Below are 25,904 nucleotides of genomic sequence, written 5' to 3' on the forward strand. Positions count from 1 at the left end.
CGATGGCGTAATCATTGCCTGCCGATGGCGGAATCCATCCGCATCGGCGGCGCGCCGATTCCTCCCGCGATGCGGGAAAACCGGCCGCCGCCGGCGTATCTCGGCGCATTCAATGCGGCGATCGATACACCGGCCGCCCAGGGGGAGCGGCTAGGCCCCGCCCTTGTTCAACAGGGCCTTCAGCATGCCCAGGCGTTCCTTGGGACTCAGCGCGCGGGTCGCCTCGTCTTCCGGGAAACGCGCATCGCCCAGTCCCATTTCCTCGATGAAGCGCGACGGTTCGCGCACCAGGTCTTCGCGCGCGCGGCGCCGCTTCTTGCACCAGCTCAGGGTCAGGCTGCGTTGCGCGCGCGTGATCCCGACATACATCAGCCGGCGCTCTTCTTCGATGCGCGTGGCCAGCGATTCCGCGGCCCGCGCCGGGTCGCCTTCCTCTTCGTCCTTGCCCAGATGGGGCAGCAGGCCCTCCTCAACGCCGACCATGTAGACGTGCGGATACTCCAGGCCCTTGGACGCATGCAAGGTGGACAGCTTGACCGCGTCGGGTTCTTCCTCTTCGCCCCGTTCCAGCATGGTGACCAGGGCGACGTGCTGGACCAGTTCGAACAGGGTCATGCCGTCTTCTTCGGCCTTGCGCTTGAGCCAGCCGGTCAGTTCCAGGACGTTTTGCCAGCGGGTCTGCGCCGGCTTTTCGTCGAACATGTCATACAGATAGCGTTCGTACTGGATGGCGCCCAGCAGATCGTCCAGCAGTACGCCGGCCGGTTCCGCTGACGCGGGCTTGCTCCCGTCGGGCGCGCCGCGCCCGGCCCGCCACTGCATGCGCTGGATGAATTCCGCGAACGTACGCAGCGAATCGAGCTGGCGCTGCTGCAACAGCGTGTCCACGCCATGCTCGAAGACCGCGGCGAACAGCGGAATCTGCCGTTCCGCCGCGTACTGGCCCAGGGTCTGCAGGCTGCCCTGCCCGATGCCGCGCTTGGGCGTGGTCGCCGCGCGGATGAAGGCAGGATCGTCTTCGTCGTTGGCGATCAGCCGCAGGTAGGCCAGCACATCGCGCACTTCCGCCTTGTCGAAGAAGCTCTGCCCGCCCGCGATGGTGTAGGGAATCTTCAGGTTGCGCAGCGCCTGTTCCAGGATGCGCGACTGATGATTGCTGCGATAGAGAATGGCGTAGTCCTTCCATTGCCCCTGGCGCTCGAAGCGCGCCGCGGATATCCGCATGGCGATGGATTCGGCTTCGGCTTCCTCGCCGTCCATGGGGGTGATGACGATGGGCTCGCCCACGCCCAGGTCCGACCAGAGCTTTTTCTCGAACAGCTTGGGATTTTTCTCGATGACCTTGTTGGCGGCCGCCAGGATGCGCTGCACGGAGCGGTAGTTCTGCTCCAGCTTGATCAACTTCAGGTTGGGATAGTCGGTGGTCAGCTTGGCCAGGTTTTCGATGGTGGCGCCGCGCCAGGCATAGATGGCCTGGTCGTCGTCGCCCACCGCGGTGAACATGGCGCGATCGCCGGTCAGCAACTGCACCAGGCGGTACTGGCACACGTTGGTGTCCTGGTATTCGTCGACCAGCAGGTAGCGGACGCGATTCTGCCAGCGCGTACGCACTTCTTCGTTCTGCTCCAGCAGCAGCGCGGGTATGCGGATCAGGTCGTCGAAGTCCACCGCCTGGTAGGCGGCCAGCGTGGCGGCATAGCTGCGATAGACGCGGGCGGACTCGACCTCCGCCTTGGTGGACGCGATGGCGGCGGCGCCGTCCGGGTCCAGCAAGGCGTTCTTCCACAGCGAAATCGTCGTCTGCACGGTGCGCAGCCAGCCGCGATCGGTCGTGGCCAGCAGGTCCTGGATGATGCCCATGGCATCGTCGGCATCCAGGATGGAGAACTGCGGCTTCAGGCCGGCGTGGCGCGCTTCCTCGCGCAGGAAGCGCACCCCCAGCGCGTGGAAGGTGCTGATGGTCAGCCCCTTGGCGAGCTTGCGGTCCACCAGCGCCTTGACGCGCTCTTCCATCTCGCGCGCGGCCTTGTTGGTGAAAGTCAGCGCGACGATGTTGCGGCCCATGTAGCCGCATTCGCGCAACAGGTAAGCGATCTTCTGCGTGATGACGCGCGTCTTCCCGCTGCCCGCGCCGGCCAGCACCAGGCAAGGCCCGCCCAGGTACAGGATGGCTTCGCGTTGCGGGGGATTCAGCCCGGCGGGCAGGGTCTCGGACATGGGACGTCAGATTTCCAGGGGATCGACTTCCAGCTGCCAGCGCACGCGGGACGCGGCGGGCAATTGCGGCAGCATCGCCGACCACGCCGCCAGGAACCCTTGCAGCGCGGGCCGGCTGGCGCTTTCCACCAGCAGTTGCGCGCGCTCCATATTGGCAATGCGCACCACTCGCAACGGAACCGGATCGTAGCGCGTAACGGCATCCGAGGTGGGAAAACAATCGGCCAGCTCGCCGTCCGGCAGATCGCGCGCCGACTGCAGGAACTCCAGGGCCTGGGCCAGTTCGCGCGCTTCGGCGGTCAGCAGGGCCTGGTGCGCGAAAGGCGGCAGGCCCGTGCTTTCGCGCTCGGCCAGCGCCGGGCCGGCGAAACCGACGTAATCGTGGCGCAGCAACGCCTGGTAGACCGGTTGTTCCGGATAGCCGGTCTGGATCAGGACCTCGCCGCCTTCGGTATGGCGGCCGGCGCGGCCAGCCACCTGCATGAGCTGCGCGAACAGTCGTTCCGGCGCGCGGAAATCGTGGGCAAAGAGCATGGCGTCCGCGTTCAGCACGCCGACCAGCCCCAGCCGCGCGAAGTCATGGCCCTTGGCCACCATCTGCGTGCCCACCAGGATGTCGACCTCGCCGGCATGGACGCTGGCGAACAGCGTCTGCGCGCTGCCCTTGCGGCGCGTGCTGTCCGCATCGATCCGCAATATCCTGGCCTTGGGAAACAGCTCGGACAGGTGTTCCTCGACCCGCTGTGTGCCACGGCCCATGGGCTGCAGGTCCTGGTCTCCGCATTCCGGGCAGGCGCGCGGCACCCGGGCCTGGTAACCGCAATGATGGCACTGCAGGACGTGGCCGCCCGGCCCCGGGCCACGATGCAGCACGGTGAAGGCCGTGCAGCGCGGACAATGGCTGACCCAGGCGCAGGAGGCGCAGTGCAGCACGGGCGCATAGCCGCGGCGGTTCAGGAACACCAGCGACTGCTCGCCGCGCTCCAGCCGCTTGCCGATCGCGTCGATCAAATGCGGCGACATGCCCTGCTTCATCGCCAGGCGGCGCGTATCCACCAGGCGCACCTTGGGCAGTTCGCTGGCCTTGGCGCGCGCCGACAGGGTCAGGCGCAGATAACGGCCGCGTTCGGCCTGTTGCCAGGTCTCCAGCGACGGCGTGGCGGAACCGAGCAGCACCGGTATGTCCCGATCGCGGGCACGCCATACGGCCAAGTCGCGCGCCGAGTAGCGCAGGCCGTCCTGCTGCTTGTATGACGCGTCATGTTCCTCGTCCACCACGATCAGGCCAAGGTCCGGCAAGGGCGCGAAGATGGACATGCGCGTGCCCAGCAGCACGCGCGCCTGGCCGCGCTGGGCGCGTATCCAGGATTCCAGCCGCTCGCCGTCCGACAGGCCGCTGTGCAGCACCGCCAGCGCCCCCGGGCCCGCGACGGCGTCCAGGCGGCCGCGGAGCACGGCCTCCAGCTGCGGTGTCAGATTGATTTCCGGCACCATCAGCAGCACCTGCCGCCCCTGCATCAGGACATCGCGCGCGGCGCGCAGGTAGACCTCGGTCTTGCCGCTGCCTGTGACCCCGTGCAGCAGTACGGGCTTGAAACCGCGCAGGGCACGGATGGCCTCGACCGCGGCGTCCTGTTCCGTATTCAAGGTCGGCTCGGCCGGCGGCGGGACGTCGCCGGCCGGCTGCGCTGCCTTGGCGCCCGCCTTCGCGAGCTTGGCATCCAGCCGCGCCACCGGCCCGGCACCCGAACGCTTGCCTTCATAGGCTGACGGCTTGCGCAACGGTGGCGGCAAGGCGGGCAACATGACCTCGCCCAGGGGCCGCTGATAGTACGCGGCCGCGAAGCGCGCCAGCCGCAACCAGTCGTCACCGAAAGGCGGCAGGTCGTCCAGCACGCGTTCCACGGCCTTGATGAGCGCCGGATCGATGGAAGGCTGTTCCAGCGACTCCGTCACCACGCCGACCAGCCGCCGGCGACCGAAAGGCACGATAACGCGCGTACCGGGATCCAGCGGGACGCCATGGCTGTAGTCGAAGGGGCCCTGCAGCGGCACGTCCAGCGCGACACGCACCCAGGCCAGGGCCTGGGGCGCGAGGGAACTGGCCGGCGTTTCAGCACGGGTTTCGGTCATTGCCATCCGTCAAAAGCATGAGCAGTCGGCTCATCCCATTTAAAGTGAATTCTCGAAGTTCCCGCTAAACGCCTGTGATGCCTGCAAATGAAAATGCGGGCAAGGCGCTCTGTGGATAACTTTGGGGAAAAAACCCCTGATTTTGGAATTACCCCGGCTTACCACAACCACGTCCATCTTGTAAGGGGCGAGATCAAATAGTTTTTCGCCATGAAATCAATGACTTGGCGGGGAACACGCCAAAGCACAGACGACCCTGCGCTGTCAAGCGTCTTTGCTACGTTGCTGTGCACAAGTGTCCTAAATGGGGGCACGTCGCGCGCGCCGCCTCGGGGAAAAAGGCCGATGTGGGCGCCGCAAACGGGTCTTCTCCGTCGCGGCCGGCCAAGGAAAAACCCTGTTTCAGGCGGCATGGAAGGCGCGGCTATACGCATGCACCTCATCCACCAGTTCGGCTACGGCATCCGGCGGAGTGAACTGCGAGATCCCGTGGCCCAGGTTGAACACATGACCGCCCGCACCCACCGGCCCGAAATCATCGATGATGCGGCGAACCTGGGCACGTATCGCCGGTCCGCCGGCAAAGAGCGCCATGGGATCCAGGTTGCCCTGCAGCGCCACGGCGTCGTCGACCCGCGCCCGCGCGCGGCGCAGGTTGACGGTCCAGTCCACGCCCACGGCGTCCGCCCCACAGCCGGCGATGTCCTCCAGCCACAGGCCGCCGCCCTTGGTGAACACAATGGCGGGAACGGGCTGCCCGTCCTGCTGCCGGGTCAGCCCCGCCATGACCTGCCGGGTATAGGCCAGCGAATACTCCTGGAACAAGCCGTCGGCCAGGACGCCGCCCCAGCTGTCGAACAGCATCACCGCCTGCACCCCAGCGGCGATCTGCGCGTTCAGATAGTCAGTGGTGGCGCGCGCATTGATCGCCAGGATGCGATGCATCAGGTCGGGGCGGCCGTATGCCAGGCTCTTGATCAGCCGGTAATCGTCGCTGCCCTTGCCCTCGACCATGTAACAGGCGATGGTCCAGGGGCTGCCGGCGAAGCCGATCAACGGCACCCGTCCTTGCAGCTCGCGGCGTATGAGGCTGACCGCGTCGAACACGTAGCGCAATTTGTCCATATCCGGGGGCGCCAGGGCATCGACGTCGGCTTCCGTGCGCACCGGACGCTCGAAATGCGGTCCCTCACCGGCGCGAAAATCCAGGCCCAGGCCCATCGCGTCGGGCACGGTCAGGATGTCGGAGAACAGGATCGCCGCATCCAGCGGAAAGCGTTCCAGCGGCTGCAGGGTCACTTCGGCGGCGTATACGGGATTCTGCGCCAGTCCCAGGAATGAACCCGCCCGCGCGCGCGTGGCGTTGTATTCGGGCAGGTAGCGTCCCGCCTGGCGCATCAACCACACGGGCGTGTACGGCACGGGCTGGCGCAGCAAAGCGCGCAGGAATACATCGTTCTGCAAAGCGACGGCGGACACGGCTTTCCTCGAAAAATCCAAGCTGCCGATTTTACCCGGCGGGCTTCCCTCAGTCCGACTGCTCGTTTCCGGCCTGGCGGGAGCGGTATGGTGCCGCGTCGATATGGTGCTTGCGCATGAGCGCCCAGAAGGCCCGCCGGTGCTTGGCCGACGCCCGCGCGGCGCGGGCGACGTTGCCGGCATGGCGCGACAGGGCCGTGCGCACGTAATCGCGCTCGAAGCTGTCCACCACGCGCGACTTGGCGATGCGGAAGGGTTCGTCGGGATGCACGCGCGGCGCCGCCTGGATGGCCAGCAGCCCGCTGTCCAGCGCTTCCCGTGGCAGGCGCGGCCGCGCGTCCCCCAGGCCCAGGGCCATGGTCGCGGCACGCGCGGCCCGCGTGATCGCGGCCGGGACGGGACCGGTTTCGTAGTACGGCGCCATGGGCTCCCGCACTGCCCTGGGCATGGCGAGGGATGGCGGCCACGACTTGGCCGGCGGGACGGCGCTCGGATCGGCGTTCGGGGCAACGTTCGAGGCAATGTTCGGGGCGGCGCGATCCCCGCCCGCCACCCGGTCCACCCGCACCCGCAGCTCTTCAGGGCACAGCGGATCGCGCACGAAGTCCTTCATGCCCAGCATCAGCAGGTCCTGCACGGCGGCGGCCTTCAGCCCGCGCGCCAGCCCGATCAGCGGGGTGTGCAGGCCACCGCCGGCGCAGGACAGCGCCATGCGCGTCCAGCCCAGCGTATCGGGTGTGATCGGCAACAGGCAGGCATCGAAGCGGCGCAGGGACAGGGCCAGCCGCGCCAGGACGTGTCCGGCGGCCTGCGCGCCGGGGCAAGCCGTGGCGATGCCGTCCGCGCCCGCCACCAGCGTGCTGTCGTCCAGCGCGACAGCGTGCAGGCGTAACCGTGTCGTCTGGCCCGCATGCCGCTGCATCCAGGCATCCATCCAGCCGGCGTGCGCCGGCACCATGAGCACGCCGCAATCTAGCGTCTCGCGCATTGCCACTCCTTCGTATCCATCGAAGCAGCAAGGCTAAATAGCGCGTGGCGCGGCGGCAATCCGCAAAGTCCACACTGCGGCTTATACGTAGGGGCTTACCCGCGCGACACGTGCACGGAAACTACCGCATACGCCGGCCCGCATCAGCCGCATGCCCTGTCACGCCTTGGCGCCCTGCGCCCAGGCCTTGTGCCGCGCCTCCAGTTCCGCGATGCGCGCGGCCGCCGATTTCCGCCGCGCGATCCACAGATACAGGCCGCTGCCCAGCACGATGATGGTGATCAGGTCCAGCACGGCCCAGATGATCTTCAAGGGGATGCCGGCGTAATCCCCGAAGTGGAGCGGCCGTGACACTTCCAGCGCGCGCAGATACCACGGCATTTCGACCTGGGTGCCCAGGGCGCCGGTGCGGGCATCCAGCAGTACCGGGCTGAACAGTCGCGACGTCAAGGCGGTATCGCCATTCAGCCACACCACGTAGTGGTAAGGACTGCCATAGGGATTGCCGGGAAAAGTGACGGTATTGACGGTCATGCCGGGCTGCGCCTTGCGGGCCGTGTCGTATGCGGCATCCACCGAACTCAGCTCGGCCAGTTGCGGCCTCGTCTTGCCCTTGTAGGGCGCCAGCAGCGCCTGCATCGCCGTGCCTTGCCAATACTTGAACATGGGGGTCGACAGCTCGTTGATCACGCCGGTGAAACCGACGACGAACGCCCACGCCAGCGTCACGACGCCAAGCAGATTGTGCAGGTCCAGCCACTTGATGCGCGCCGAGCGCTCGCCGCGCACGCTGCCGAAGGGAATTTTCTTCATATAGGGTCCGTACAGGACCACGCCCGACACCACCGCCACGCAGAACAGCAGGCCCATGAAGCCGAGGAAAAGTTCGCCCGCCAGGCCGGCGAACAGGTCCACGTGCAGATGCAGCATGATCTCCATGAAACCATGGCCTTCCTGCTCCGCGGGTGGGAAGTGCTTCAACATCTCACCCGTATGGGCATCGAAGCGCAGCCGGTGCGCCAGGTCCTGGTTGCCCGGCTGCGGATTCATGCCGATGACGACCTGCGGATCGTCATCGTCGATCCACAGGTATTCGATGCCTTCGTTCGGAAACAGGCGTTTGCTGTGGGCGATCATGCCATCCAGGCTGGCGCGCGGCGTGCCGGGCTCGACCTGGGCATAGGGCTTGGCATCATCCAGCCAATGATCGATTTCGTGCGCGAAGATCAGCGGCAGGCCGGTCAGGCAGAGCAGCAGCAGGAAAACGGTGCAGACCAGGCTGCTCCACTTGTGTATTTCGAACCAGGTCTTGATGGACAGCTTCCCCATCTGTCGAACTCCAAAAAGGCCCCCGCGTGCCGTGGATGCGTCGTTAGTAATAAGAATCTATCTCACTATTGTACCCATTTGGGAGTACCGGACGCGGGGCGGCCCTGGACGTAAAAAAGCCAGGCATAGCCTGGCTTTTTTGTGAGCATCGTCTATCCGTTCCGAGGCCGGGCACCGCCCGGCGCGCTGGCGCGGATCAATGCCCGCGGTGAGGCGTCTTCAGGCGACGCGCCGCAAGGGCCTGGGCCGCCAGCATGGCGAGCTCGGCTTCCACGACGGCGATGTCGGCCTTGTCCTTGGCGTTGCGCAGGGCTTCTTGCGCCTTTTGACGGGCGGCTTCAGCCTTGGCTTCGTCCAGGTCGGCGGCACGGATGGCCGTGTCGGCCAGCACCGTGACGCTGCCCGGCTGCACTTCCAGAATGCCGCCGGCGACAAAGACGTTCTCTTCGCTGTTGTCCTCGCGGACGATCTTCAGCGTACCGGGGCGGATACGCGAGATCAGCGGGGTGTGGCCGGGCAGGATGCCCAATTCGCCCGATTCGCCAGGCAGAACCACGAACTTCGCCTCGCCGGTGAAGATCGCCGATTCCGCGCTGACCACATCGACATGCAGGGTAGCCATACCGGATCCTTATTGCAGTTTCTTGGCCTTCTCGAAGGCCTCGTCGATGGTGCCGACCATGTAGAACGACTGTTCCGGCAGCGCATCGCATTCGCCGTCCACGATCATCTTGAAACCGCGGATGGTTTCGGCCAGCGGCACGTACTTGCCCGGCGAGCCGGTGAACACTTCGGCCACGTGGAAAGGCTGCGACAGGAAGCGCTGGATCTTCCGGGCGCGCGACACGGCCAGCTTGTCTTCCGGCGACAGTTCGTCCATGCCCAGAATCGCGATGATGTCGCGCAGTTCCTTGTAGCGCTGCAGCGTCTGCTGCACGCCGCGGGCGACCGCGTAGTGTTCTTCGCCGACCACCTGGGGATCCAGCTGGCGGCTGGTGGAATCCAGCGGGTCCACGGCCGGGTAGATACCCAGCGCGGCGATGTCACGCGACAGCACGACGGTGGAGTCCAAGTGCTGGAAGGTCGTGGCGGGCGACGGATCGGTCAAGTCATCCGCCGGCACGTACACGGCCTGGATCGACGTAATCGAGCCGGTCTTGGTGGACGTGATGCGTTCCTGCAGCTTGCCCATTTCTTCGGCCAGCGTGGGCTGGTAGCCCACGGCGGAAGGCATACGGCCCAGCAGCGCCGACACTTCGGTACCGGCCAGCGTGTAGCGGTAGATGTTGTCGACGAAGAACAGGATGTCGCGGCCTTCGTCGCGGAACTTCTCGGCCATGGTCAGGCCGGTCAGGGCCACGCGCAGACGGTTGCCCGGGGGCTCGTTCATCTGGCCGAACACCATCGCGACCTTGTCCAGCACGTTCGACTCTTCCATTTCATGGTAGAAGTCGTTGCCTTCGCGGGTACGCTCGCCCACGCCGGCGAACACCGACAGGCCGCTGTGCTGCTTGGCGATGTTGTTGATGAGTTCCATCATGTTCACGGTCTTGCCCACGCCGGCGCCGCCGAACAGGCCCACCTTGCCGCCCTTGGCGAACGGGCAGACCAGATCGATAACCTTGATGCCGGTTTCGAGCAGTTCCACGGAGGGCGACAGTTCGTCGAACCGCGGTGCGTTCTGGTGAATGGCGCGCTTTTCTTCGTGCTGGACGGGGCCGGCTTCGTCGATCGGACGACCCAGCACGTCCATGATGCGGCCCAGCGTACCCGTGCCGACCGGCACGGAAATGGGCGCGCCGGTGGCGGCCACCACCATGCCGCGACGCAGGCCGTCGCTGGAACCCAGCGCGATCGTGCGGACCACGCCGTCACCCAGCTGCTGCTGGACTTCGAAGGTCAGGCCCTTTTCCGCGAAGGCGTTGCCTTCTTCGGTCAGCGAAAGCGCTTCGTAGATCTTGGGCATTTGATCGCGGGGGAACTGAATGTCCACCACGGCGCCGATGCACTGAACGATGGTTCCGTTGCTCATGTCGATTCCTTTGATAACTCTATGTCCTGTCAGGATGTCGCGTCCGCGGACGCCGGTGACGATGTCGAACCGGGCGTCAAACGGCGGCGGCGCCCCCCACGATTTCCGAAATTTCCTTGGTGATCGCGGCCTGGCGGGTCTTGTTGTAGACCAGTTGCAGGTCGCCGATCACTTTCTTGGCGTTGTCCGAAGCGGCCTTCATGGCCACCATGCGGGCGGATTGTTCCGAAGCCATGTTCTCCGCGACCGCCTGGAACAGCACGCCTTCGACATAACGTTGCAGCAGATCGTCGATGACCGTGCGGGCATCCGGCTCGTAGATGTAGTCCCAGCTGTACTCGGACTTCAGCGCCGCCGTGCGCTCGCCGGCATGGAAGGGATCTTCCAGGTCGCCGCCGGGCAGCGGCAGCAGGCGCATGAAGATGGGTTCCTGCTTCATCGTGTTGACGAAACGGGTGGTCGCGACATACAGCTCGTCGATCCGACCATCCAGATAGGCATCCAGCTGCACCTTGATCGCGCCCAGCAGGCGGGCCAGTTGCGGCTGGTCGCCCAGGCCGACTTCCTGCGACACCAGGTTGGCGCTGATACGGGTCAGCAGGCCCAGGCCTTTATTGCCCAACGCCGTGAACTGCACCTTGACGCCGCGTTCCTGGAATTCCTTCAGCTTGGCCAGCGTGACGCGGGACACGTTGGTGTTCAGGCCCCCACACAGGCCCTTGTCGGTGGTGACCAGTACGACGCCGACCGCCTTGACCTGTTCGCGCTCGACCAGATAGGGATGGCTGTATTCCGGATTGGCCTGCATCAGGTGCGACGCGATGGCGCGCACCTTGGTGGCGTACGGACGGCCGGCGCGCATCCGTTCCTGCGCCTTGCGCATTTTGGACGCGGCGACCATTTCCATCGCCTTGGTGATCTTGCGCGTGTTCTGCACGCTCTTGATCTTGGTACGGATTTCCTTGATTCCGGGCATTGCGCTTTCCTGGTGAGACGGTCGGCGTGGGCAGCACCCGCTGCCCCGCCTGGTCGGCCGGCCGCGGCGCTAGGCACCCGCCGGCCTCGTCACAGTCAAAATGTCTTAAAAAGCACCGTGCTTCTTGAACTCCTGGATTTCCGCGGCCAAGACGGCTTCGTCATCCTTGGAGAGTTCCTTGGTATCTTCGATGCGCTGGATCAGCTCGGGCATCTTGGACTTCAGGTGATCCTTCAGCGCCTTTTCGAAGCCCAGCACCTGCGGCACTTCGACGTCATCCAGGTAGCCGTTGTTCACGGCGTACAGGCTGACCGCGAGTTCCCAGACCTGCAGCGGCTGGTACTGGGGCTGCTTGAGCAGCTCCACCACGCGCTTGCCACGCTCCAGCTGACGACGGGTCGCGTCGTCCAGGTCGGAGGCGAATTGCGCAAAGGCCGCCAGTTCACGGTACTGCGCCAGGTCGGTACGGATACCGCCGGACAGCTTCTTGACCACCTTGGTCTGCGCGGCGCCACCGACGCGCGACACCGAGATACCCGCGTTGATGGCGGGACGCACGCCGGCGTTGAACAGGTCGGTTTCCAGGAAGATCTGGCCGTCGGTGATCGAGATCACGTTGGTCGGCACGAAGGCCGACACGTCGCCCGCCTGCGTCTCGATGATGGGCAGCGCGGTCAGCGAACCGGTCTTGCCCTTCACGGCGCCGTTGGTGAACTTCTCGACGTACTCTTCATTGACGCGCGCGGCACGCTCCAGCAGACGCGAGTGCAGGTAGAACACGTCGCCGGGGTAGGCTTCGCGGCCCGGCGGGCGGCGCAGCAGCAGCGACACCTGGCGGTAGGCCCAGGCCTGCTTGGTCAGGTCGTCATAAATGATCAGGGCGTCTTCGCCGCGGTCGCGGAAGTACTCGCCCATGGTGCAGCCGGCATACGGGGCCAGGTACTGCATGGCCGCGGAATCCGAAGCCGAGGCGGCGACGACGATGGTGTATTCCATCGCGCCGTGCTCTTCCAGCTTGCGCACCACGTTGTTGATCGTCGACGCCTTCTGCCCGATGGCGACGTACACGCAGGTGACGCCCTTGCCCTTCTGGCTAATGATGGTGTCGACGGCGACGGCGGTCTTGCCGGTCTGGCGGTCGCCGATGATCAGCTCGCGCTGGCCACGGCCGATGGGCACCATGGAGTCGATCGCCTTGATGCCGGTCTGCACCGGTTGCGACACGGAACGACGCGCGATCACGCCCGGCGCGACCTTTTCGATCACGTCGGTTTCCTTGGTGTTGACCGGACCACGGCCGTCGATGGGCTCGCCCAGCGTGTTGACCACGCGGCCTTTCAGTTCGGGGCCGACCGGCACTTCCAGAATGCGGCCGGTCGTCTTGACCTGGTCGCCTTCCGACACGCCGGTGTAGTCGCCCAGAATCACGGCGCCGACGGAGTCGCGCTCGAGGTTCAGGGCCAGGCCGAAAGTGTTGTTGGGAAATTCGAGCATTTCGCCCTGCATCACGTCGGACAGGCCGTGGATGCGGGTAATACCGTCAGTCACGGAAACGACCGTGCCCTGGGTACGAATATCGGTCGAAGCGCCCAGGCCCTCGATGCGGCTCTTGAGCAGTTCGCTGATCTCGGAGGGATTGAGTTGCATGTTCAGACTCCTGGAATCCTGTTAGTCGCCTGGCGATGGGCTTATGCCGCCAGCGTGTCGCGCATGCGGGCCAATTGGGCTTGCACGGATGTATCGAGTACCTGGTCCCCGACGGCCACGCGGACGCCCCCGATCAGGGAAGCGTCGACCGTGACTTGAGGCTTCAGCTTGAGGCCGAACTTCAATTCCAGCGCGCTGAGCAGGTCCTTGACCTGTTCGGGGGTCATCTCGAAAGCGCTGGTGATATTGGCCTGCGCCGTGCCTTCGTGGCGGTTCTTCAGCGCCACGAACTGCTCGGCGATTTCCGGCAGCAACAGCAGGCGGCCGTTTTCGACCAGCAGGTCGATGAAATTGCGGGCGGCCTTCGGTACGTCCCCTTGCAGCAGGCCGGCGAAGGCCTGGGCGCGCTCGGCATCCCCGAGGCGCGGGTCCGCCATGGCCTCACGGACGTCCGCGTTGGCGGCGACCTGGGCCATTTGATTCACCAGGCCGGCCCAGAGGTCCAGCCCGGCCTTGTCGTCGCAGGCGGCGGCGAACAGGGCTTCGGCATAAGGCCGGGCGACAGTCGATAGTTCAGCCATGACGTTTCCGGATTAAAGCTGGGCCTTGAGCTGGGTCAGCAGCTCGGCATGGGCGCGGGCGTCGATCTCGCGCCGCAGGATCTGCTCGGCACCCTTGACGGCCAGCGCGGCGACTTCGTCGCGCAGGCTGTCGCGTGCACGCTGCACTTCCAGCTCGGCGTCCTGCTTGGCTTGCGCCAGGATGCGCGCGCGTTCGGCTTCCGCTTCACGGCGGGCCTGATCGAGCAGCTGGCCGGCCTGCTTTTCAGCTTCCACCATGCGGGCGTGGTTTTCGGACTTGGCAGAAGCTTCGATCAGACTGATGCGCGCCTGTGCCTGGGCGAGGTCGGCCTTGCCCTTTTCAGCCGCGGCCAGGCCGTCGGCGATTTTCTGGCGGCGCTCATCCATCGCCTTCGTCAGGGGTGGCCACACGAATTTCATCGTGAACCAGCCCAGTACGAAGAACACGAGCATCTGGAAAAAGATCGTCGCGTTCAGATTCACGGTCGTTTCCCTTTAACACCTTAAGGCTCGGACGTTTCCATGGAAACGCCAACGAGCACTCGATACTTGCCGGTGGCAAGGCCTGTGTGCGGCATGCGGCTGCATCGGATCAGGCCCGGCCCCGGCTTCTTCGACCCGCCGGACACCGGCGGGCATGCGCCATCAACTGACGACTCAGCCGAATTAACCGACGAACGGGTTGGCGAACGCGAACAGCATCGCGATACCGACGCCGATCAGGAACGCCGCGTCGATCAGGCCAGCCAGCAGGAACATCTTGGTTTGCAGGGCGTTCATCAGTTCAGGCTGACGAGCCGAAGCTTCCAGGTATTTGCCCCCCATCAGCGCGATACCGATGCAAGCGCCGATAGCGCCCAGACCGATGATGAGACCGCAGGCGAGAGCAACGAAAGCTACGTTGGTCATGACAACTCCTTGTTGAGAAATCTGAATGTCTAGAGATTGGAAGTGGTACAGCGCAATGCAAGAAGATCTTGCGTCCCGGCGCGGGCCGGAACCCACGCCGAAAAACCGGTCAATGTCCTTCGTGAGCCTGGCCGATGTACACCAGCGTCAGCATCATGAAGATAAAGCCCTGCAGCAGCACGATCAGGATGTGGAAGATCGCCCAGATCGAACCGGCCAGCAGCTGGCCGATACCCAACCCGATGCTGCTGCCGTTCAGGCCCGTCCACGCGCCGCCCAGCAGGGCGATCAGCATGAAAATCAGTTCGCCGGCGAACATGTTGCCGAACAACCGCATGCCCAGCGATACGGACTTGGCGGCGTATTCGATGATGTTCAGCAGCAGGTTGAAGGGGAACAGCAACACGGCGGCAAAGCCATGCGCATGGAACGGCGCGCTGACCAGGTCCTTGAAGAAACCGCCCGGGTGCTTGATCTTCAGGCCGTAATAGAACATCAGCAGCAGCACGCCCAGCGACATGCCCATCGGCACGTTGAGGTCGGCGGTCGGCAGAATACGGTGGTAGTACAGCAGGTCGCCGTGATGGGCGCCCCAGCCCGTCCAGCGCAGGACCGTGGCCAGCAGGTCGACCGGAATCAGGTCGAGCGCGTTCATCATCACGATCCACAGGAACACGGTCAGCGCCAGCGGCGAGACGAAGCGGCGCGAGACCTCGTTCGGAACGATGGACTTGGCCTGCTCTTCGACCATGTCGACCAGCGACTCGACGAACATCTGGAAACGGCCGGGCACGCCGGTGGTCGCGCGGCGGGCGGCGCGCCACAGGAAGAACACCACGACCAGGCCCATCAGGATGGACCAGAACAGGGAGTCGTAGTTGATGACACCGAAATTGGCGATCGCGGTCTGCTTTTCGCCAATATTGTTGAAGTGCACCAGATGGTGCTGGATGTATTCGGACTGAGGCGACACGCCGCTGGCAGCAGCCATTATTCCCTACCCTGTTTGCTGTCGCTGGCGCGTCACGCCAGCCATTTTGAACGATTAGTAGCGTCGCTACGACAACTTGCCGAACATCAAGAGCAGCACGTACCCCTTCAGCGTACAGATCAGGCCAACCAGCATGGCCGGCCAGACTATCCTGTCGCCCCCAAGGCGCACCGCCAGCCACAACAGCAATACCGTTGCGACAAGCTTGAACGCTTCGCCCAGGAAGAAGGTGAACGGATTGGTTTGGCCCGGCCGGTGAGTATCCAGCAGCAACCGTAGCGCAAACAAAGTGTTTGGCACTAGATACGCCCCCGCCCCCACCAGCGCCGAAATACCCGCCGCCGTCCCCGCTACTCCCCACGCGATGGCCGTTGCCAGTACCGCCATGACGCACTGCGCCAACACGGCCCTGCCCAGCCCTCGACTTGTTCTCGCACGCAACGCGGCCTGCTGTTCCGCACTGAGCACCAGCCTGGTCGGCTCAGTTTCGAACCCGTCCTCGGACGACCCAGTCACGATGCTATCCCGCAAGCGTCAAACTATTGGAGTATAGCTGGAATTCAGCTTGGGTCGCAAATGGACCAGGCTGACAAGACGCTGAGCGGCGCCCAGAAAAAAGGGGGCGGTTGCCCGCCCCCGATACCAGCTTCCTCTACCGTCAGTCACGCACCGGCGGCGGCGCCCATTGCTGGTCCAGGGCGATATCGCGCGGCCAGTACAGCCGCATGTTCAGCATGAAGGGACCGCTCTCGGGCGTCGGCAGCCAGTTGGCCTGGCGGTCGCGGCTGGGCGCGCGCCGCTGGATGTAGATATCCAGCGAGCCGTCCGAGTTGTAGCGCAGGTTATCCGTACTGCGGATCGCGTAACGGCGGGCCTGGTTCTCCACGAAGGTCTGGTTGGGACCGTACAGGTTGATCGACCAGAACGCGTTGACCGGCGGCAGCTGCCCCTTGTCGAAGTGCAGCACGTAGTCGTCATCGCCGGTCAGCATGTCGCCGTCGGAGTCGATCAGCGTCACCGGATACAGGATGTCCTCCGGCAGGCCCGCCCCCAGCCCCGCGTAGGCCACGGCCGCGCGGCGCAGATAGTTGGTGCCGTAGGTGCCGATGCCGCCGAACACGGTATTCCAGCCGTTGATGCCGGTCCCCAGATGGCTGACATAGTCGGCGATGCGGCGGCCGGCTTCCGGGGCAGCCTGGGTCAGGGCCTGCTGCACGGCGGGCTCCAGCTGCGAGAACGCCATCGGCGCGCTGGTGCCCAGGCCGATGCGGCGCAGGCGGTCCAGCATGGGATAGTCATTGGCGTGCGGCGGATTGTTGCGGACGGCGTCGGCGAACACGCCGAAGAAGGTGGCGGCGTCCATGGCGGCAACCTGCTCCACCGGCGGCGCGGAGCTGGGCGGCACCTGGGTGGTCGGCGTGTAGGCCGGCGGCAAGGGCATGGGCGTGATCGGCTGAGGGCCCGGACGGTTGGCATACATGGGAGTCAGCGATCCCGGCGCCGCGGGGCGGCCCGCGACCGGCGCGGGGGGCGGCGCGACGAAAGGCGTCACCGCGATATTGGCCTGCCACTGGTTGACGGCCGGATAATCCTGCTGGCCCATGGACTGCACATGGCCCACCACCCAGCCCATCGACGTGGGGCTGCGCACGACGTCGACGCCCGGCGGCAAGGTGCCGTTCCAGTAAGGTCCGACGATGGCGAAGGTCTGCGCGCCACCACCGTTGGTGCGGGTGCCCCGCGAGGCGAAGACGTCCGTCCACATGTCGAGCAGGGACAGGACATAGAAACGCTGGCCCGCGTCCGGCACCCGGACGATCAGCGGACCGTTGCTGACGTCGTACCACATGCTGGAGTACAGCGTATCGGTGTTGGGCCAGCGCGCATTGGGGGTGCCGGCGTCGGGAAACGACGTCTTGTGCCCGAACTGGTTCATGGGCGCCTTGCCATCCGCCGGCGAAGCCACGCTGGTGGTGTTGCGGCGGGTCAGCTCCATCAACACCATCGGATAGGCGTAGACATAGGCGTCGACGGCGGTGTCGTGCAGCTCCTGCGCGGTCATGGGGGCGAGCGGCGCCGGCGCGCTGACGGGGGTCTGCGACACCATCCGCAGGGTGGGCTGGGGAGATTGCGCGGACGCGATGCCGCTGACGCCGAAAATGCAGGCCAGGGCGGCCAGCCGCCATTTGGCGGAATGGGGGGCAGTGCGCATGGATGGGCTCCTTTGTTGTTGCCGGACGGGGCCCGTCAGCAACCGGCGCGCCTGCTCATCCGCACCAGGCCAAAGGCCCCGCCTTCGTTCGTAGGAACCCCAAGAATAGGCGTGTGCCCTGATACATCCTCTGCAAGATCGTATCAGGGCGTAACTGCACGGTCAGCGGTGGTGGAAGTTCGGCTTGCGCTTTTCCACAAAGGCCGCCATGCCCTCTTTCTGGTCCGGCGTGCCGAACAGGGAGTGGAAGGAGCGGCGCTCGAACAGCATGCCCTCGTTCAGGGGCGCCTCGAAGGCGCGGTTCACGCATTCCTTGGCCATCATGGCGGCCTGCAGCGGCATGGAGGCGATGACGGTGGCGACCTCGATGGCTTCTTCCAGCAGCTTGTCCGCGGGGACGACGCGCGCCACCAGGCCGGCGCGCTCGGCTTCTTCCGCGCCCATCATGCGGCCGGTCAGCACCATGTCCATGGCCTTGGCCTTGCCTACCGCCCGCGGCAGGCGCTGGGTGCCGCCCGCGCCGGGAATGACGCCCAGCTTGATTTCCGGCTGGCCGAACTTGGCGGTGTCGGCGGCGACCAGGATGTCGCACATCATGGCCAGTTCGCAGCCGCCACCCAGCGCATAACCCGCCACCGCGGCGATCACCGGCTTGCGGACCCGTTTCAGGGTTTCCCAGTTGCGCGTGATGTAGTCGGTGCCATACACGTCCATGTATGACCAATCCTTCATCGCGCCGATATCCGCGCCCGCCGCAAAGGCCTTGTCGCTGCCGGTGATGACGACGGCGCCTATCGTGGCATCCTGTTCGAAGGCCAGCAGCGCCTGGCCCAATTCATCCATCAAGGCATCGTTCAAGGCGTTCAGGGCCTTGGGCCGGTTCAACGTCAATAAACCGACGCGGCCGCGCGTCTCGATCAGAACCAGCGATTCACTCATGGATGTCTCCTGTGGTCAAAAATGCTCAGGCCAACCAGGGCCGGACGGCGGGACAAACGCCGCGCCTCGGGCCTGGAACGGGTCTAACCATTAGAATGCGCCCATTTGATGACGCGCTATCGGAACAATGGACCCGCACCCCGTAATTTACCGCCTGCAACCCCGTGACCTGGCGGGTCATCGTTTCCATATCGTGCTTACGATCGAGTCGCCCGACCCGGGCGGCCAGTCGCTGAGCCTGCCTGCCTGGATACCCGGCAGCTACCTGATCCGCGACTTTTCCCGCCAGATCGAGACGCTACGGGCCCATGCGGGCGGACGCGCGGTACCGGTGGCCAAGACCGACAACCATACCTGGAAAGCGGCGCCCGTGGTGGGCCCTTTGACCGTGGAATACACGGTTTATGCCTGGGACCTCTCGGTGCGCGGGGCGCACCTGGACGAAACCCACGGGTTTTTCAATGGCACCAGCGTGTTCCTTTGCGTGGACGGGCAATCCCACCTGCCCTGCCTGGTGGATCTGCAACCGCCGCCCGGCATCGACAACTGGAAGGTCTATACCAGCTTGCCGGAGGCGCGCGGCGTCAAGGGCGCCGCGCGGCGCCATGGCTACGGCCTGTACCGCGCGCCCGACTACGACGCCCTGATCGACCACCCGGTGGAAATGGGCACGCCCCAGGTCGCGCGCTTTACCGCGCATGGCGCCGAGCATGAACTGGTGTTCACGGGCGTCATCCCGCGCCTGGACCTGGCGCGCATCACGCGGGACGTCCAGCGCATCTGCGAAACGCAGATCGCCTTCTTCGAACCGCAGTCGCGCCGCGCGCCCTTCCTGGACAGCAGCGACCGCTATGTGTTCATGACGATGGTGACCGGCGACGGCTACGGCGGCCTGGAACACCGGGCGTCCACGGCGCTGATGGCCGCCCGCAAGGACCTGCCGGTCAAGGGCCAGACGGGCCAGGGCGAGGGCTACCGGGGATTCCTGGGCCTGGTCAGCCACGAGTATTTCCATACCTGGAACGTCAAGCGCATCAAGCCGGCCGCGTTCGTGCCGTATGACCTGGCGCGCCCGGCCCTGACCCGGCTGTTGTGGGTCTTCGAAGGCTTCACCTCTTACTACGACGACCTGTTCCTGCTGCGCGCCGGCACCATCACGCGTACCGACTACCTGCGCCTGCTGGGCAAGACCATTACGTCCGTGGCGCGGGCGCCCGGCCGCGCCAAGCAGTCCGTGGCGGAAAGCTCCTTCGACGCCTGGACGCGGTATTACAAGCAGGACGAGAACTCGCCCAACGCCATCGTCAGCTATTACACCAAGGGCGCGCTGGTGGCCCTGGGACTGGACCTGACGATCCGGCGCAAGAGCGGCGGCCGGCACACGCTGGACGACGTCATGCGGCTGATGTGGCGGCGCTATGGGCGAGACTTCTATCGCGGGTCGCCGGCCGGCATCCCGGAAGATGCCCTGCCGGCGCTGGTACGCGAAGCCACCGGCGTGGATGCGCGTGCCTACCTCGCGCGTCATGCGGATGGCCGCGCCGATCCGCCGCTGGCCGAACTCCTGGCGGAGCACGGCATCACCCTGCAATGGAAGCCTTCCTCCAACCTGCCCAGCCTGGACGTGCGCACGCGCAAACAGGGCGACGCCTTGGCGCTCGCCAGCGTGCTGGAAGGCGGCGCGGCGCACAAGGGCGGGCTGTCCGCCGGCGACGTGCTCGTGGCCATCGACGGCCTGCGGGTGGATGCGCCCGCGGGCATGGAGGTGCTGCTGGCCCAGTACCGGCCCGGCGATACCGTGACGGTCCACGTATTCCGACGCGACGAACTGCGGGCATTCCGCGTGCGGCTGGCCGCCCAATCCGCCCTGGATTGCGTTTTGAGCGCCGCTTGAGTTCCGATTTAATGCCCGACTCGATGTCCGATTCCGTCGTCCGTGAGGACGCCCGTACTTTTCGCGACCTGTTCCTGTCCGACGTGCCGCTGATGGATGTCCGGGCGCCGGTCGAATTCGGCCGCGGCGCCTTTCCGACAGCGGTGAACATCCCGCTGATGGACGACGGCGAACGCGAACAGGTGGGCTTGCGCTACAAGGAACAGGGCCAGCAGGCCGCCATCGTCCTGGGCACGCAACTGGTCTCGGGCGATATCAAGCGGCGCCGCATCCAGGCCTGGGCAGAGTTCGCGCGGGCCCATCCACAAGGCTATCTGTATTGCTTCCGCGGCGGCCTGCGTTCGCAGATCACCCAGCAATGGCTGCGGTCGGAAGCCGGCATCGCCTATCCGCGCGTGATGGGCGGCTACAAGGCGATGCGCACCTATCTGGCGGACGTCATACGCGCGGCCGCCGCGACGCCGGGACACCTCGTGCTGGGCGGCCTGACGGGCACCGGCAAGACCGACGTGCTGCGGGAGATCGACAACGCCATCGACCTGGAACGCCATGCCAACCATCGCGGTTCGGGCTTCGGCAAGCGCGTCACGCCGCAACCCTCGCAGATCGATTTCGAACACCGCGTGGCGATCGACCTGCTGCGCAAGCAGGCGAACGGCTGGCAAAGCGTGGTGCTGGAAGACGAAAGCCGGCTGATCGGCGTCAACGCCCTGCCGCTGGAGCTTTTGCACGCGATAGGCGCCGCCCCCCTGGTCTGGCTGGACGCCAGCCTGGAGGATCGTGTCGAACGCATCCTGCGGGATTATGTCGTGGAGCTGCGCGCTGAATTCGTGGCCCGGCATGGCGAGGCCGGCGACGCCCTGTTCGGCCAACGCCTGCAGGACAGCCTGACGGGCATTTCGCGCCGGCTGGGCGGGGAACGCCATGCCCGGCTGATCGCGCTGATGCGCGACGCCTTGGCGCGCCAGATGGCGACCGGCGAGTGCGATGCGCACCGAGCCTGGATACAAGGGTTGCTGAGCGAATACTACGACCCGATGTACGCCAGGCGCATGGAGGAAAAGACGGCACGCATCGTCTTCCGCGGCAATGCCGTGGAAGTCGCCGGCTACCTGCGCGACCAGGCGGCTCGCGCACGGCTATAGGGCCCCCGAAGGGTCCCCGAAGCGCTCCCGAAGGGTCACCGATAGGGTTCCCGAAGAGCCACCGACAGGGTCAGCCCGCGCGCTCCAGCTCCGCCTGTATGGCCTTGGCCGCCACCACGCCGTCCGCCATCGACGTCACGACGCAGGGATGCATGCGATTGGCGACCTCGCCGATCGCATAGACGCCCGCGGCGCTGGTGCGCGCGGTCGCCGGTTCGGTGGTGATGTAGCCGCGCGCGTCGCGCTCCAGCTGCAGGCCGTCCGCGAAGGCGGCCTGCGGCTCCCAGCCATAGAACACCAGGATCAGGTCGTAACGGCGGCCATTGACGCTGCGGGCATTCGGTTCCACCACGTAGTCCCCGACGTGCAGATCCGGCGTGGCGGCCGCCGCGACCAGCTGCGATCGCGCCCGCACCGTGCGCGAATACAGATGCACTTCCCGCGCGCCGCGACCGCGCACGTAGGCGTAGTTCTCGAAGCCGTTGTCGCCGCCACCCAGGATCGCCACCGACAGGCCGCGGTAATCCTGTTCCTGGATCGCCACGCCCGGACCGACCAGCACGCCGGGCCATTGCTGGCCTGGCTCCGCGCCAGGCAGTCCGCGCGCCCGCACCCCGGTGGCGATGACCAGGAAACGGCCATGCAGCCGCGCGGGCGCCCCGCCCGCCGTCTCGAGCACGAGGTCGAAGCCGCGACCGGCGCGGGCGACCTGTCGCGCGCGATGTTGGGTCAATGCCGGCACGCGGGCGGCCGCCACGCTTTGCGCGATATTGGCGGCGACCTGCTGCCCGGTCACGCCCGGCAGCACGGCGATCCAGTCATCCCGGAAAGGATTGTCGTTTTCCAGGCCGCCCAGGCGCGGCGCGGCCTCCACCAGCACGGGCGACAGGCCCAGCCTGGCCAGCCAGATCGCGCAGGAGGCACCCGCCGGGCCGCCGCCTACAATGATGGCATCCGATGTATCCCGCATTCCCTAGCGATTTCCGTTCCGGTTAGCACGCGCCGATCGCGCCGTTTCGCGACGATTGTAGCGACAGCTTCGACCGCGCAGTGTGGAACGGTACGCGGCATACAATTGCGGCTCACATCCTGAACTCGACGCCGGACCGCCAGCCGCGGACGCGTGCCTTCCGACCATGCCTACTCGCCGTATCATTTTTTCGCGCCTCGCCCTGGATGCCCGCATCGGCATCCTGGAGCACGAGCGCCGCGCCACGCAGCCGCTGCACGTGGACGCCGAAATCGACGTGGACATCACGCGCAACGTGGACGACCACGATATCCACAGCGTGCTGGACTACCGCGCCCTGCGCGAGGCCATCGTCGAAGAATGCACCCACGCGCACGTCAATCTGATCGAAACGCTGACTGAGCGCGTGGCGGACCGGCTGATGGCGGACTTCAAGGACATCCGGGCGGTGCGCATCCGCATCAGCAAGCCCATGGCATTTTCCGACTGCGCCGCCGTCGGCGTGGAGATCTACACGAGCCGTTGACGCTCCCGCCGACTTCGCCGCCGGCATCTGGTGGCGGTGGCGCGGCACCCGACCCGCATTCCATCATGAACGCTCCCGATACCTCCGCCTTACGCTTCCAGACCGCAGACCCGGAACCCGGCACCCCGCCAGGCACGCGCGCCGCGCGGGACAAGGCCCGCGTGGACGCCAACAAGCTGGCCAAGCGGCTGGCCCGCGAAACGACGCGCGCCATCTCGGACTACAACATGATCGAAGCCGGCGACCGCGTGATGGTCTGCATGTCCGGCGGCAAGGATTCCTACGGGCTGCTGGACATCCTGATGCGGCTGCGCGAACGCGCGCCCTTTCCTTTCGAACTGATCGCGGTCAACCTGGACCAGAAGCAACCCGGCTTCCCCGACCACATCCTGCCCGAATACCTGCGCGGCCTGGGCGTGCCCTTCCATATCGAGACGCAGGACACGTATTCGGTCGTCACGCGCGTCATCCCGGAAGGCAAGACGATGTGCTCCCTGTGCTCGCGCCTGCGGCGCGGCATCCTGTATCGCGTGGCGGGCGAGCTGGGCGCCACCAAGATCGCGCTGGGGCATCACCGCGACGATATCCTGGGCACCTTTTTCCTGAACCTGTTCTACGGCGGCAAGATCAAGGCCATGCCGCCCAAGCTGGTGTCGGACGACGGCAAGCACACGGTGATCCGTCCCCTGGCCTACATACCGGAAGCCGACATGGCCGCCTACGCCGAACAGCGCGGCTTTCCCATCATTCCCTGCAACCTGTGCGGCTCGCAGGAGAATCTCAAGCGCAAGGAAGTCGGCCGCATGATCCAGGAGTGGGATCGCAAGCATCCGGGCCGGGCGTGGAATGTGTTCAATGCGCTGGCCAACGTGGTGCCGTCGCACCTGATGGATCGGCAGCTGTTCGATTTCGTGGGCTTGCGACCGACCGGACTGGCCGACGCCAACGGCGACACGGCTTTCGACCAGGAAGATCCGGGCAGCCCGGAAACCGCTTGCGGCGACCACTCGGGCAGTGCTGGCGCCGAGGCCGGCCGCGAACAGAGTTTGAGCTTCGTCCGCTTCGAATAGTAGCGGGACCAGCGTTGGGGCCAGAAGCGGGACCGGCCGGCAGGCGACCGTGCCGCCAAGACGGCACGCGTCGAGCAGCCAGCCTTCAGCGGGCGCCTTCCCAGGTCGGCCCTGGAACGTGGATGCCGAACAGTTCCAGCACCCGCACGATGCTCTGGTCCACCATTTCCTGGATGGACCCCGGCCGGAAATAGAACGCCGGCAAGGGCGGGAAGATGATTCCGCCCATCTCCGTCACCGCGGTCATATTGCGCAGGTGGGCAAGGTTGTAGGGAGCCTCGCGCACCATCATCACCAAACGGCGGCGCTCCTTCAGCGTGACGTCGGCCGCCCGCGTGATCAGATTGTCGGACAGGCCATGGGCCACGGCCGCCAGCGTGCGTATGGAGCACGGGACGATCACCATGCCAGCGGTGGGAAACGCGCCGCTGGCCAGGGCGGCGCCCACGTCGCGCACGCTATATACCTGATCCGCCAGCGCCTGCACCTGTGCCCGGGTCATGTCAAGCTCGTGCTTGATATTCAGAACGCCGGCCGCCGAGACGACCAGATGCGTTTCCACATCCGGCACGTCGCGCAGCGCCTGCAGCAGCCGGATCGCGTACAAGGATCCGGTCGCACCCGTCACGCCGACAACCAGCCGGCGCACGGCCATCGTCATGCAGTGGCTCCGACGCCATCCAGCAGCGACTTCAGTTCGCCGCTTTCATGCATCTGGCCCAGGATGTCCGAACCGCCGACGAATTCGCCGCCCACGTACAGCTGCGGGATGGTCGGCCAGTTGGAAAACTCCTTGATGCCCTGGCGGACTTCGTCGTCGTCCAGCACATTGACGGTGACCAGCTTCTTGACGCCACAGCTCTTCAGCAGCTGGATGGCCTTGCCCGAGAAGCCGCATTGCGGAAACTGCGCCGTGCCCTTCATGAAAAGCACGACCGGATGTTGCGTCACGGTCTCGCGGATGAATTCTTGAACGTCGCTCATGGTGTACTCACAAAAGTGATTCTTCCGATCAGGGAAGTGATACTTCCATTATAGGTATCTGCCAGCATTTCACAGATACCCCCCAGAAATCCTTTCAATGCCCGCCAGGTCGCGCCGGCTGTCCACCCCGCGCAGGCCGGCCGCGGCCAGCAGGCCGCGCACCGCCTCGGCCTGGTCCCAGCCGTGCTCCACCCACAGCATGCCGCCGGGCTTCAAGTGGGCCGGCGCACCGCCGATGATGGCGCGCAGGGCATCCAGGCCGTCGGCATCGTCGGTCAACGCCAGTCGCGGCTCGAAACGCAGGTCTCCCTGCTCCAGATGGGGATCCCGCGCGTGGATGTAAGGGGGGTTCGACACGATCACGTCGAATTTTTGCGCGGCGGTCAGCGCGCCGTACCAATTGCCCTCGGCAAAATGGAGCTGCGCCTCCAGCCGGATGGCGTTCTCGGCCGCCACTTTCAGGGCCTTCAAGCTGCGATCGGTGGCCAGCACCGCGGCATCCGGCCGCGCCAGGGCGATGGATATCGCGATCGCCCCGCTGCCGGTGCCCAGGTCCAGCACGGACAGCGACTCGAAACCCGCCAGCCACTCCAGGGCCGCCTCGACCAGCAGTTCCGTCTCGGGCCGCGGGATCAACACGTCGGGCGTGACCTTGAACATGCGGCCCATGAATTCGCGCTCACCCACCAGGTAGGCCATGGGCTCGCCGGCCGCGCGGCGGGCCGCCAGCACGGTGAAGGCGCGCACGGCCTGCGGCGGCAGGGGGTCGGTATCGTGCGCCAGGATCCAGGCGCGCGGCTTCTCCAGCACGTGCTCCAGCAGCATGCGGGCTTCCAGCCGTGGCAGGCCCGATGCGAACAGGATGTCCTTGGCGCAGGCCAA

The 25,904-nt window shown here is 65.8% G+C and carries 24 protein-coding genes; 4 read left to right on the forward strand and 20 right to left on the reverse strand.

Annotated features, from left to right (window positions below):
* Nucleotides 1-150: 150 nt before the first annotated feature.
* From CAL12_RS25765 to CAL12_RS25840, 16 genes are all read right to left on the reverse strand, one after another.
* Nucleotides 151-2,217, reverse strand: coding sequence for a UvrD-helicase domain-containing protein (locus tag CAL12_RS25765; RefSeq protein WP_086067210.1), 2,067 nt, complete (start codon nt 2,215-2,217; stop codon nt 151-153).
* Between the two features lie 6 nt (nt 2,218-2,223).
* Complete coding sequence (locus CAL12_RS25770) at nt 2,224-4,350, reverse strand: primosomal protein N' (RefSeq protein ID WP_086067211.1); 2,127 nt, start codon at nt 4,348-4,350, stop codon at nt 2,224-2,226.
* Nucleotides 4,351-4,752: 402 nt separating this feature from the next.
* The gene (hemE, locus tag CAL12_RS25775; RefSeq protein ID WP_086067212.1) at nt 4,753-5,829 is read right to left on the reverse strand and encodes a uroporphyrinogen decarboxylase; all 1,077 of its coding nucleotides are present in this window, start codon (nt 5,827-5,829) and stop codon (nt 4,753-4,755) included.
* 49 nt (nt 5,830-5,878) lie between these two features.
* Nucleotides 5,879-6,817: a hypothetical protein gene (locus CAL12_RS28345; RefSeq protein ID WP_086067213.1), complete on the reverse strand. Its 939-nt coding sequence runs from the start codon at nt 6,815-6,817 to the stop codon at nt 5,879-5,881.
* Between the two features lie 159 nt (nt 6,818-6,976).
* Nucleotides 6,977-8,146, reverse strand: coding sequence for a PepSY-associated TM helix domain-containing protein (locus CAL12_RS25785; RefSeq protein ID WP_086067214.1), 1,170 nt, complete (start codon nt 8,144-8,146; stop codon nt 6,977-6,979).
* 196 nt (nt 8,147-8,342) lie between these two features.
* Nucleotides 8,343-8,768 (reverse strand): F0F1 ATP synthase subunit epsilon, encoded by a 426-nt coding sequence (locus CAL12_RS25790; protein ID WP_086067215.1) that lies wholly within the window; start codon nt 8,766-8,768, stop codon nt 8,343-8,345.
* A gap of 9 nt (nt 8,769-8,777) precedes the next feature.
* Nucleotides 8,778-10,178 carry a F0F1 ATP synthase subunit beta gene (gene atpD / locus CAL12_RS25795; protein WP_086067216.1) on the reverse strand — a complete coding sequence of 467 codons (1,401 nt, stop codon included), beginning with the start codon at nt 10,176-10,178 and terminating at the stop codon, nt 8,778-8,780.
* Nucleotides 10,179-10,254: 76 nt separating this feature from the next.
* The gene (gene atpG, locus CAL12_RS25800; protein ID WP_086067217.1) at nt 10,255-11,154 is read right to left on the reverse strand and encodes a F0F1 ATP synthase subunit gamma; all 900 of its coding nucleotides are present in this window, start codon (nt 11,152-11,154) and stop codon (nt 10,255-10,257) included.
* A gap of 105 nt (nt 11,155-11,259) precedes the next feature.
* Nucleotides 11,260-12,801 carry a F0F1 ATP synthase subunit alpha gene (gene atpA, locus CAL12_RS25805; RefSeq protein WP_086067218.1) on the reverse strand — a complete coding sequence of 514 codons (1,542 nt, stop codon included), beginning with the start codon at nt 12,799-12,801 and terminating at the stop codon, nt 11,260-11,262.
* 41 nt (nt 12,802-12,842) lie between these two features.
* Nucleotides 12,843-13,382 carry a F0F1 ATP synthase subunit delta gene (locus CAL12_RS25810; protein ID WP_086067219.1) on the reverse strand — a complete coding sequence of 180 codons (540 nt, stop codon included), beginning with the start codon at nt 13,380-13,382 and terminating at the stop codon, nt 12,843-12,845.
* Nucleotides 13,383-13,394: 12 nt separating this feature from the next.
* Nucleotides 13,395-13,865, reverse strand: coding sequence for a F0F1 ATP synthase subunit B (locus tag CAL12_RS25815; protein WP_086067220.1), 471 nt, complete (start codon nt 13,863-13,865; stop codon nt 13,395-13,397).
* Between the two features lie 183 nt (nt 13,866-14,048).
* Complete coding sequence (atpE, locus tag CAL12_RS25820; protein ID WP_003815363.1) at nt 14,049-14,291, reverse strand: F0F1 ATP synthase subunit C; 243 nt, start codon at nt 14,289-14,291, stop codon at nt 14,049-14,051.
* 109 nt (nt 14,292-14,400) lie between these two features.
* A complete protein-coding gene (gene atpB / locus CAL12_RS25825; RefSeq protein WP_086067221.1) occupies nt 14,401-15,282 on the reverse strand; it encodes a F0F1 ATP synthase subunit A in 882 nt (293 codons plus the stop codon).
* 66 nt (nt 15,283-15,348) lie between these two features.
* Nucleotides 15,349-15,798, reverse strand: a complete 450-nt coding sequence (locus CAL12_RS25830; RefSeq protein ID WP_306437105.1) for an ATP synthase subunit I — start codon at nt 15,796-15,798, stop codon at nt 15,349-15,351.
* A 142-nt stretch (nt 15,799-15,940) separates the two neighbouring features.
* Nucleotides 15,941-17,494: a DUF1254 domain-containing protein gene (locus CAL12_RS25835; protein ID WP_086067222.1), complete on the reverse strand. Its 1,554-nt coding sequence runs from the start codon at nt 17,492-17,494 to the stop codon at nt 15,941-15,943.
* Between the two features lie 162 nt (nt 17,495-17,656).
* Nucleotides 17,657-18,433, reverse strand: coding sequence for an enoyl-CoA hydratase (locus CAL12_RS25840; RefSeq protein WP_086067223.1), 777 nt, complete (start codon nt 18,431-18,433; stop codon nt 17,657-17,659).
* Between the two features lie 127 nt (nt 18,434-18,560).
* Between CAL12_RS25840 and CAL12_RS25845 the strand changes: the two genes are divergently transcribed.
* Nucleotides 18,561-20,327 carry a M61 family metallopeptidase gene (locus CAL12_RS25845; RefSeq protein ID WP_086067224.1) on the forward strand — a complete coding sequence of 589 codons (1,767 nt, stop codon included), beginning with the start codon at nt 18,561-18,563 and terminating at the stop codon, nt 20,325-20,327.
* An 11-nt stretch (nt 20,328-20,338) separates the two neighbouring features.
* Nucleotides 20,339-21,472, forward strand: a complete 1,134-nt coding sequence (mnmH, locus tag CAL12_RS25850; RefSeq protein WP_420042802.1) for a tRNA 2-selenouridine(34) synthase MnmH — start codon at nt 20,339-20,341, stop codon at nt 21,470-21,472.
* Between the two features lie 70 nt (nt 21,473-21,542).
* Here mnmH and CAL12_RS25855 read toward each other — a convergent pair whose 3' ends face one another.
* Nucleotides 21,543-22,442 carry an NAD(P)/FAD-dependent oxidoreductase gene (locus CAL12_RS25855; RefSeq protein WP_086067225.1) on the reverse strand — a complete coding sequence of 300 codons (900 nt, stop codon included), beginning with the start codon at nt 22,440-22,442 and terminating at the stop codon, nt 21,543-21,545.
* Between the two features lie 166 nt (nt 22,443-22,608).
* Here CAL12_RS25855 and folB point away from each other — a divergent pair, with 166 nt between their 5' ends.
* The gene (gene folB, locus CAL12_RS25860; RefSeq protein ID WP_086067226.1) at nt 22,609-22,968 is read left to right on the forward strand and encodes a dihydroneopterin aldolase; all 360 of its coding nucleotides are present in this window, start codon (nt 22,609-22,611) and stop codon (nt 22,966-22,968) included.
* 65 nt (nt 22,969-23,033) lie between these two features.
* On the forward strand, nt 23,034-24,038 hold the full coding sequence (gene ttcA, locus CAL12_RS25865; RefSeq protein ID WP_086067227.1) for a tRNA 2-thiocytidine(32) synthetase TtcA: 1,005 nt from the start codon (nt 23,034-23,036) through the stop codon (nt 24,036-24,038).
* Between the two features lie 85 nt (nt 24,039-24,123).
* Here the strand turns inward: ttcA and CAL12_RS25870 are convergent, their stop codons facing one another.
* The 3 genes from CAL12_RS25870 to prmC form a co-directional block, all read right to left on the reverse strand.
* Nucleotides 24,124-24,687 (reverse strand): UbiX family flavin prenyltransferase, encoded by a 564-nt coding sequence (locus CAL12_RS25870; RefSeq protein WP_086068118.1) that lies wholly within the window; start codon nt 24,685-24,687, stop codon nt 24,124-24,126.
* A gap of 8 nt (nt 24,688-24,695) precedes the next feature.
* On the reverse strand, nt 24,696-25,022 hold the full coding sequence (gene grxD / locus CAL12_RS25875; protein WP_086067228.1) for a Grx4 family monothiol glutaredoxin: 327 nt from the start codon (nt 25,020-25,022) through the stop codon (nt 24,696-24,698).
* Nucleotides 25,023-25,091: 69 nt separating this feature from the next.
* Nucleotides 25,092-25,904: a peptide chain release factor N(5)-glutamine methyltransferase gene (prmC, locus tag CAL12_RS25880; protein WP_086067229.1), complete on the reverse strand. Its 813-nt coding sequence runs from the start codon at nt 25,902-25,904 to the stop codon at nt 25,092-25,094.

It is taken from the genome of Bordetella genomosp. 8, assembly GCF_002119685.1.
Classification (GTDB): domain Bacteria; phylum Pseudomonadota; class Gammaproteobacteria; order Burkholderiales; family Burkholderiaceae_B; genus Bordetella_C.